Annotated in this window: 7 protein-coding genes; 5 read left to right on the top strand and 2 right to left on the bottom strand. The window is 47.7% G+C overall.

Features of this window, described 5'->3' with window-relative positions; genetic code table 11:
• Nucleotides 1-97 precede the first annotated feature (97 nt).
• Nucleotides 98-226: a hypothetical protein gene (locus DES35_RS11745; RefSeq protein ID WP_260429784.1), complete on the bottom strand. Its 129-nt coding sequence runs from the start codon at nucleotides 224-226 to the stop codon at nucleotides 98-100.
• A gap of 717 nt (nucleotides 227-943) precedes the next feature.
• On the opposite strand from DES35_RS11745, the gene DES35_RS11810 reads away from it, so the two are divergent.
• From DES35_RS11810 to DES35_RS11740, 3 genes are read left to right on the top strand one after another with little or no spacing between them, the layout of a single operon-like run.
• Nucleotides 944-1,234: a CDGSH iron-sulfur domain-containing protein gene (locus DES35_RS11810; protein ID WP_371851083.1), complete on the top strand. Its 291-nt coding sequence runs from the start codon at nucleotides 944-946 to the stop codon at nucleotides 1,232-1,234.
• Between the two features lie 43 nt (nucleotides 1,235-1,277).
• The gene (locus DES35_RS11080; protein ID WP_160171983.1) at nucleotides 1,278-2,279 is read left to right on the top strand and encodes an AMP-binding protein; all 1,002 of its coding nucleotides are present in this window, start codon (nucleotides 1,278-1,280) and stop codon (nucleotides 2,277-2,279) included.
• Nucleotides 2,276-2,398, top strand: coding sequence for a hypothetical protein (locus DES35_RS11740; RefSeq protein ID WP_260429783.1), 123 nt, complete (start codon nucleotides 2,276-2,278; stop codon nucleotides 2,396-2,398). The genes DES35_RS11080 and DES35_RS11740 overlap by 4 nt, the downstream gene beginning before the upstream one ends.
• 229 nt (nucleotides 2,399-2,627) lie before the next feature.
• On the opposite strand, the gene rpsA is transcribed toward DES35_RS11740, so the two are convergent.
• A complete protein-coding gene (gene rpsA / locus DES35_RS11070; RefSeq protein ID WP_084180176.1) occupies nucleotides 2,628-4,556 on the bottom strand; it encodes a 30S ribosomal protein S1 in 1,929 nt (642 codons plus the stop codon).
• 215 nt (nucleotides 4,557-4,771) lie between these two features.
• Here rpsA and DES35_RS11065 point away from each other — a divergent pair, with 215 nt between their 5' ends.
• Nucleotides 4,772-5,341, top strand: coding sequence for a hypothetical protein (locus tag DES35_RS11065; RefSeq protein WP_037359144.1), 570 nt, complete (start codon nucleotides 4,772-4,774; stop codon nucleotides 5,339-5,341).
• The gene (locus DES35_RS11060) at nucleotides 5,322-7,628 is read left to right on the top strand and encodes a TonB-dependent receptor plug domain-containing protein (RefSeq protein ID WP_084180172.1); all 2,307 of its coding nucleotides are present in this window, start codon (nucleotides 5,322-5,324) and stop codon (nucleotides 7,626-7,628) included. Before DES35_RS11065 ends, DES35_RS11060 begins: the two co-directional genes overlap by 20 nt.
• The last annotated feature ends 37 nt before the right edge of the window (nucleotides 7,629-7,665 follow it).

The raw sequence follows: 7,665 nt of genomic DNA, 5'->3' as shown, positions 1-7,665 counted from the left end.
TTACAGATAGATATAAAAGAAGGTCTTGTTGTAATTAACGGGGTAAAACAATAGATTATAATGTTAAAGAAAAAGCCCGGCAAGTCCGGGTTTTTCTTTATAGAGCGGCTACATTCTTTTGAAAGAAGTCTTTGAACTTCTTTTCGGTCAGGAAAGTATCGATCATTTTGAAGACCATATATTTTTCTTCGGGTTCGAGTTCAGCAATCGGTAGTACCTGTTCCATCAGGCTTTTATCCTCAATGGTGACTTCATCGTGGAGGTTGCCGTCAAAGTTGACCAGCTCATCAATGGTTAATAGGTGCTATGTGCGGTAATTAGAAACAGGTAAAGAGGTTTGACCGCGGAGATACAGGAAGTCAAACAACGCCTCACCCTATTACTGTTCCTGTAGCATTATGGTTGATCCATAGGTTAGGATATGGTGATGGATTTTGATGATGCTTAAAAAACTCAATAATTCTATGGTAGAAGTTTTCTTGAGCTGGTGTACATAAGATGGAATTCAACGAAAAAACCAAGGAATCGCAGTAGGTATTTTAGAGGGTGAGGGTGGATTTAATAAGAATTCATAATGCAGTAGTCGTATGTTGGATCTACCTAGTACAAAATGCAATGACCAGTGCAAAATCCGCCAGTTGGAAACATGTCTGAAAGGTAATGCATGTGTTTTGAGCTGACAGGTTATTTAGTAACCATGTTACAGGATTTTTAGGGAATTGCAATTTATTGTTTGTTTTGCCAGCTGGGCTGGCCTTATGACTCAGGAGTTCAATGTGTAAACATGTGGCTGAAAGCTTTTTTTGCTTGATATGTGGAGGATGGATTGAATCTGAATGGGTTGGATGGGAAAGGGTGCCCATCTGATGAACAGGAACGAATGCCGAATGTAAAATTCTAGTAAAAAGCAGAGGTAAACATAGCCTTTGAATACTAAAAAAACATGGCTATCTTTAGCTCATTAATTTATTGTAACATGAATACTCCTGAGATTGCCCAAAAATCGCCATACATACTGGAATTGCAGCCTGGTAAATACTGGTGGTGTGCATGTGGAAAAAGCAGCAAACAACCCTTTTGCGATGGATCTCATAAGGGCAGTGCATTCAGGCCTGTCGTGCTGGAGATTGAGGAACCGGCTAAAGTGGCATTGTGTGGCTGTAAACATTCTGCTCATGCCCCGAAATGCGATGGTACGCACAGGAATTTGAAGGTTGTACATGATGGTAATTGACTTTTCCTGTTTTCCGGGATTGCATAGGCTGACCTCGGGCTTAATGACTTTTTTGGATGAGGAGGAAGTGCGTTTATTTGAGGAGACCTGTTCTTTTTTCTACAACCACATGCTGGACCGGTTGGCAGTATCCACCTCCGGGAGTACCGGAGTGCCGAAAACCTATTTTTTTGAGAAGTCGGCTGTGGAGGCCAGTATACGTGGTACTGTAAGCAGTCTGAAGCTTGAGGGGGTGAAAACTGCCCTGCTGGCTTTGCCTTTGCGGTACGTGGCCGGGCGGATGATGCTGCTCAGAGCTATGTACATGGGATGGAAGTTGACCTGGTTCAGGCCGGCTATGGTGTGGTACCAAATTCCTGAAGTGGACTTCGCAGCTCTGACTCCGGCTCAACTGGTGCGCAATGTGGAAGTATTGAACAGGGTGGGTGTGCTTTTACTGGGTGGGGGACAGCTGACGGCCAGAGCACTGGAGCTGATAAGAAACCGTGCGCGGGGTAGGGTGTATCAATCGTTTTCGACTACGGAGACGTTGACCAATTTTGCTTTCAGGGAGCTGGCTCCGGCATATGAAGCGTCTTACAAGGTGATGGAGGGGGTGTGCATCCGGGTGGATGAGGAATCTGTATTGCATGTAAGGTATCCTGGTGTGACCGATGGGGAGGTTTGTACAGGTGACTTGGTGGAGCTCACGGGTGATAATGCCTTTGTATGGAAGGGTAGAAAGGACTTTTTAATCAACAGTGGGGGACTGAAGGTGTGCCCTGAGTATGTGGAGAGTCTGCTCTCGGAGGTATTGCCTGATAGGGCTTTTGTAGTGAGTTCAGTAGTAGACGAGGTGTTTGGTGAGCGGATTGTAGTGGTCATAGAGGGGGATGGGTCGGAAGATGCTGCAAAATGGATGAGACAAATCGATGCGTTGTATGCTGAAAAGGCAATTAGCAGAGCAATAAAACCATTGGAAATCAGGTTTATGGAAAAATTGCCTGTGACGCAGACAGGCAAACCGGACCGTAGGAAGGTGCGAACTATTTTAAATAGGTCATGAGAAGAGTAGTGATTTTTGTGCTGCTGGCTTTCGGAGTATTGGTAGTGGAAGGCTGCAGGGCAGGCAAGCCTTGTGATTGTCCGAGATTTTCCACCGAAGTGGCGGGTGGCTTGTGGTGAGGGTATGCGTGAGGGATGCGGAGGGCGCCCGCAGGGCGGTGCGCAGCGCAGCGGAGCACGGGAGCGAAGCGCACCCCGGAGCAGCCCGACCCCGCGCGGTAAGGCCGCAAGGCCGGCGCGCGGGGGCACGCCCAAATACTTTTTTTATGCTGCCGCGAGGTGCTCGAAATTTGGAAGCGGATAAAAAAAACCGCCCTTGTGAGGGCGGCTTATGAGGGTTGAGTGTCTGTTATTTGTCTTCTTTCTTTTCGAGGTCGGCCTTCAGCTGTGAGAGCACTTCGAGGTCGCCAAGGGTAGTTTTTTCTACTTTGCTTTGGATGCGTTTGACGGCATCTTTAGTGCTCTTAGCGGCTTTTTCGTTGGCCTCGGCTTCAGCGGCTTTTACCAGGTCGGTGTGGGAGAGCACAATACGGCGCTGGTCTTTGTTGAACTCGATGACTTTGAAATCGGCTACTTCATCTATTTTGAGGTGGGTGCCGTCGGCTTTGGCCATGTGGCGCTTGGGCACGAAGGCTTCGAGGCCGATGTTTTCGATGATGGCATTGGCTCCGCCTTCTACCATTTCTGTGATGCGGGCAGAGAGTACTGAGCCTTCTTCGAGGAGAGTTTCATAGACGTCCCATGGATTTTCGGTGACTTGTTTGTGGCCGAGGCTGAGGCGACGGTTTTCTTTGTCGATTTCGAGTACTACGACTTTGAGTTTAGCGCCTATATGGGTGAAGTCGGATGGGTGCTTGATTTTGCGGGTCCAGCTCAGGTCTGAGATGTGTACGAGGCCATCGATGCCTTCTTCGAGTTCGACGAATACGCCGAAGTTGGTGAAGTTGCGCACCTGGCCTTCGTGGATGGAGCCAACGGGGTATTTGGTTTCGATGTCGGCCCAGGGATCGGGGGTGAGCTGTTTCATGCCGAGGGACATTTTGCGCTCTTCGCGGTCGAGGGTCAGGATGACGGCTTCTACTTCGTCGCCGATTTTTACGAAGTCCTGGGCGCTGCGCAGGTGGTTGCTCCAGCTCATCTCGCTCACGTGGATAAGGCCTTCTACGCCCGGGATGATTTCTACGAATGCGCCGTAGTCGGCTAGGACTACGACTTTTCCTTTTACGCGGTCGCCGGGTTTAAGGTTGGGATCGAGTGAATCCCAAGGATGGGGTGTGAGTTGCTTGAGGCCGAGCTGAATGCGTGTTTTGGCTTCGTCGAAGTCGAGGATTACGACATTGAGTTTCTGGTCCATTTCGACCACTTCGCTGGGGTGGTTGATGCGGCTCCAGCTGAGGTCGGTGATGTGGATGAGTCCGTCGATGCCGCCCAGGTCGATGAAGACTCCGTAGGAGGTGATGTTTTTGACGACGCCTTCCAGCACTTGACCTTTTTCGAGTTTGGAGATGATTTCGCGTTTTTGCTCTTCGAGGTCGGCTTCGATGAGGGCTTTGTGCGATACGACTACGTTTTTGAATTCGTGATTGATTTTCACGATTTTGAAGTCCATGGTTTTTTCGACATAGGCGTCGTAGTCCTTGATGGGGCGTACGTCAATCTGGGAGCCAGGGAGGAAGGCTTCGATACCGAAGATGTCCACGATCATTCCACCGCGGGTTTTGCATTTGATAAAGCCCTGGACTACTTCGTCGTTGTTGTAGGCTTCGTTGACTCTGTCCCATGCTTTCAGGGCGCGGGCTTTGCGGTGGGAGAGTACGAGCTGTCCGTTTTTATCTTCACGGCGATCGATCATGACTTCTACTTCGTCGCCGACTTTGAGGTCAGGATTGTATCGGAATTCGTTAAGTGAAATTACGCCTTCTGATTTTCCGCCAATGTCAACAATGACTTCGCGCTCGGTTTTGGCTACGATTTTGCCTTTGACTACATCGTGCTCTTCGATTTTTCCGATGGTTTTTTCGTAGAGGGTAGTGATTTCGGCTTTTTTCTCAGAGGTGAATTTTTTCAGACCGGTTTCAAATTCTTCCCAGTCAAATTCTTCGGTTGGTTGTTCTTCAGAAGAAGCTGCCTCGGTAGGGTTTTCTACTGGGTTTTCTACGGATGCTTCGGCCTGAGCCAATTCTGGGGTTGGGTTGATTTCGGAAGTGGATGGTGCTTCCTCGGACTGAGTTTGATTTTCGAGCTCAGTTGATTCGATGGTTTTTTGTTCTTCGTTCATGAAGAATGGTTTGTATTCATTTTTTAAAAAAAACTCTTTAGACAGCATTTAAAAAATGAAGTGGTTAAACTTTTCATTTTCAAAACCCTTTCTGAGTTTTTCGAGGCTGTCGGAAAGGGGCTGCAAATGTAACAAACTTTACAAGCTGTTAAACATTACAGGGTGAATTTTTAAATGGTGATTTAATACTATTTTTGCAACAAAGTTGCATTTAAATGAAAAAAGCACTGTTGTTAGCGGGGGTTCTGGTGGCGAATTCAGTGATTTTTACTTCGTGTACGAAAGAAAAGCCCGTAGTGCCCAAAGAAAATGAATTGATTACCACGCTGATTTTGACGCTTCGGAATGAAGCTGTTCCGTCGGATTCCGTAGTGTTGAGGTTTTTTGACATTGACGGGATGGGAGGGATTCCGCCTGTGGTTTCTCAAGAAGGTGAAATACGGGCGGGCACTTTGTACAATGGTTTTATTACGCTGCTGGATGAAACTCAGGATCCGCCTGGTGATGTAAACGCAGATATTCTGGCTACGGATGTGGATCATCAGTTTTTTTACCTGACCGATGGAGTGGATCTGGAGTTTACGTACAGAGATTTCGATCGAAATGGCAGGCCTCTGGGGCTGAGGATGGAGGTGAAGGCCGGTACTCCATCAGCAGGGCGGTTAACAATAATCTTACGACATTATCCGGATAAGGCGGCACCCGGAGTGTCTGCAGGGGATATAACCAACGCCGGAGGGTCTACCGATATTCAGGCAGATTTTGATGTGGAGGTATTGCCTTAGCCTGTTTTTGGTGGTGATGCTGACCTGTGCAATGGGTCAGGATGAGTGCCGGTATCGTGTAGAGGTAAAGGTGGTGGACAAAAGCTCCGGGAGAGCCTTGTCGGATGCCTTTGTGGTATTTCGCAGCGAAAGAGGTCGAGGTCCCGGAAAGCTTACGGATAAGGAAGGTGTTGCAGTATTTAAAGGGCTCTGCGAGGGACATTATCACTTGTCAATAACTCACTTTGGATGCAGTCCTTTCGATGGTTTTTTCCTTATAAGGAGCGATACATCCTTCACAGCGATGCTTTCCCACTCTGTAATCGAGCTCCCAGAGGTGCTGATTACCGACAATAGGCGATCGCTGGAAGAGGTGCGGATGAAGGCCATCAGAACGGAGATACGGGAGCGTCAGCAGTTTAAACCTATAGCTGATATTGCCACGTCTGTACCGGGTGTGCAGGTGCTCAGAACCGGGGGAAACATTTCGAAACCCATCATTCGCGGGATGAATGCGCAGCGAATAGCGGTATTAAATCACGGAATGGTGCAGGCAGGCCAGCAGTGGGGCAACGACCACGCGCCGGAGATATCGGCATTTATTTACGACAGCATACTGGTGGTGAGGGGAATCAGTCCGGTGCATCTGCCGGCAGGTCATCTTGGAGGGGCTATGCTGGCTGGTAAAAGTTCGGCATTTGCAGATAGCCACTGGCATGGCAGCTATGCTGCTGGATTTGAGACCAACGGAAGAGGTCACTGGCAGCATCTTCGACTGGATAAAGGTTTTGCGGATGCCGGAGGAATCAGATTGGATGCGGCCTTCAAGAGGTCAGGCGATATGCACACTCCTAACTACTACATGCGAAACACCGGAATGCAGGAATGGTCGGCAGGACTGCTCTGGAAAAAAAACTTCACTCCGGTGTGGAATACGGTTTTGAATGTGGATTTCTATCGCACTGAAATCGGCATCCTGAGGGGTGCTCATATCGGAAATGTAGAGGATTTAAAAGAAGCGATGAGCAGGGAGATACCCTTTTTTACACGGGATGAATTTTCCTATCACATTGATTTGCCCAGGCAGGAAGTAATGCATCTGACGCTGAGCAGCAAGACAAAAATTCACCTGAGAAATCAAAGCGAAGTACAGGTAGATCTTGGAGCGCAGATAAACGACAGAAAGGAGTTTGACTTTCGCCGGAGTGGCGAAAACGACAGGCCGGCGTTGAGCTTGTATCAGTGGCTGGCATTTGGTGAGGTGAAATACAGCAAAAATTTCAATCAACTGGGAATCCAATACAGCATCACCGACAATACCAACCTGCCGGGGACTGGTATTTTGCCCCTGATTCCAGACTATTTAAGCCACAGGGCAAGCCTGTATTACTCAGGGCAAAAGAAGCTTTGGCAAAAAGAGGTTTCCTGGGGTTTGCGCTACGATAGGGTATATTATCAGGCTTTTCCCATAGTGCGCAGCATACCGTTGGAAGTATTGGAGGATGTGAGGTATTACGGTGGTTTTACCCTGAATTCGACCATTAACCTCATTCAACGGAAAAATTTCCGTCTGGACTATGAAGTTCAGTTGACAAACAGGATTCCGGAGATCAATGAGCTGTTTAGTTTTGGGCTGCATCAGGGGGTAGCGGGTATAGAAGAGGGGAATTCGGAGCTTCGTAGAGAAAAGGCGTTTCAACAGCATGTCAATAGCCTGGTTCACATAGGTAAAGTAACTGTAAGGGCGGATGCTTATGGGTATTTGTTTGGTGATTTTATCAATCTGGAGCCGACCGGAGAGCTCAGAAGCACCATCAGAGGGGCTTTTCCAGTATTTGCCTATCGCCAATACGACAGAAGTCTGGTGGCAGGAGCTGATGCAATAGCTGAGTATCAGATAACGGAGCAGGTAGGTTTAGAAATAAAGTCGGCTGTGCTGTATGCCCATCACCTCAGTGAACAAAAGCCTATAGCGTGGATGCCGGCCAATCGGGCTGAGGCTGGTTTTAGAATAAAATTGCCTGAGGTTCAGCGGGTAAAAAGCGGGGAGTGGCGCATACACGTATTAATGGTGGATCGGCAGCGAAGAATTTTTGAAAACCAGGATTTTATGCCTCCACCTCCGGGATATGTATTGTTTCATACAGGGGTAGATTTTTCGATTCCCTTGAAAAAAAATTATATTGCAGTATCGATATTAATGGAAAATGCCTTGAATAAGCGCTACCGGGATTTTTTGAATCGCTGGAAATACTTTTCTGATGAAACGGGTATTAACATCTCTGTATCTCTGAGATATAAATTTTAGGTAGCATACGGGTTTTTTGTTTTCTTAAGCTGTTTTT

It is taken from the genome of Schleiferia thermophila (assembly GCF_003337435.1).
In the GTDB taxonomy this organism is placed as follows: Bacteria; Bacteroidota; Bacteroidia; order Flavobacteriales; family Schleiferiaceae; genus Schleiferia; species Schleiferia thermophila.
The sequence above is the reverse complement of the archived record's forward strand: the minus strand, read 5'-3'. Positions and strand labels throughout refer to the sequence as shown.

Coding starts and splice junctions, on each gene's coding strand:
- DES35_RS11745 (WP_260429784.1), bottom strand. CDS start 226: ATGGAACAGGTACTACCGATTGCTGAACTCGAACCCGAAGAAAAATAT.
- DES35_RS11810 (WP_371851083.1), top strand. CDS start 944: ATGGCTATCTTTAGCTCATTAATTTATTGTAACATGAATACTCCTGAG.
- DES35_RS11080 (WP_160171983.1), top strand. CDS start 1,278: ATGACTTTTTTGGATGAGGAGGAAGTGCGTTTATTTGAGGAGACCTGT.
- DES35_RS11740 (WP_260429783.1), top strand. CDS start 2,276: ATGAGAAGAGTAGTGATTTTTGTGCTGCTGGCTTTCGGAGTATTGGTA.
- rpsA (WP_084180176.1), bottom strand. CDS start 4,556: ATGAACGAAGAACAAAAAACCATCGAATCAACTGAGCTCGAAAATCAA.
- DES35_RS11065 (WP_037359144.1), top strand. CDS start 4,772: ATGAAAAAAGCACTGTTGTTAGCGGGGGTTCTGGTGGCGAATTCAGTG.
- DES35_RS11060 (WP_084180172.1), top strand. CDS start 5,322: ATGTGGAGGTATTGCCTTAGCCTGTTTTTGGTGGTGATGCTGACCTGT.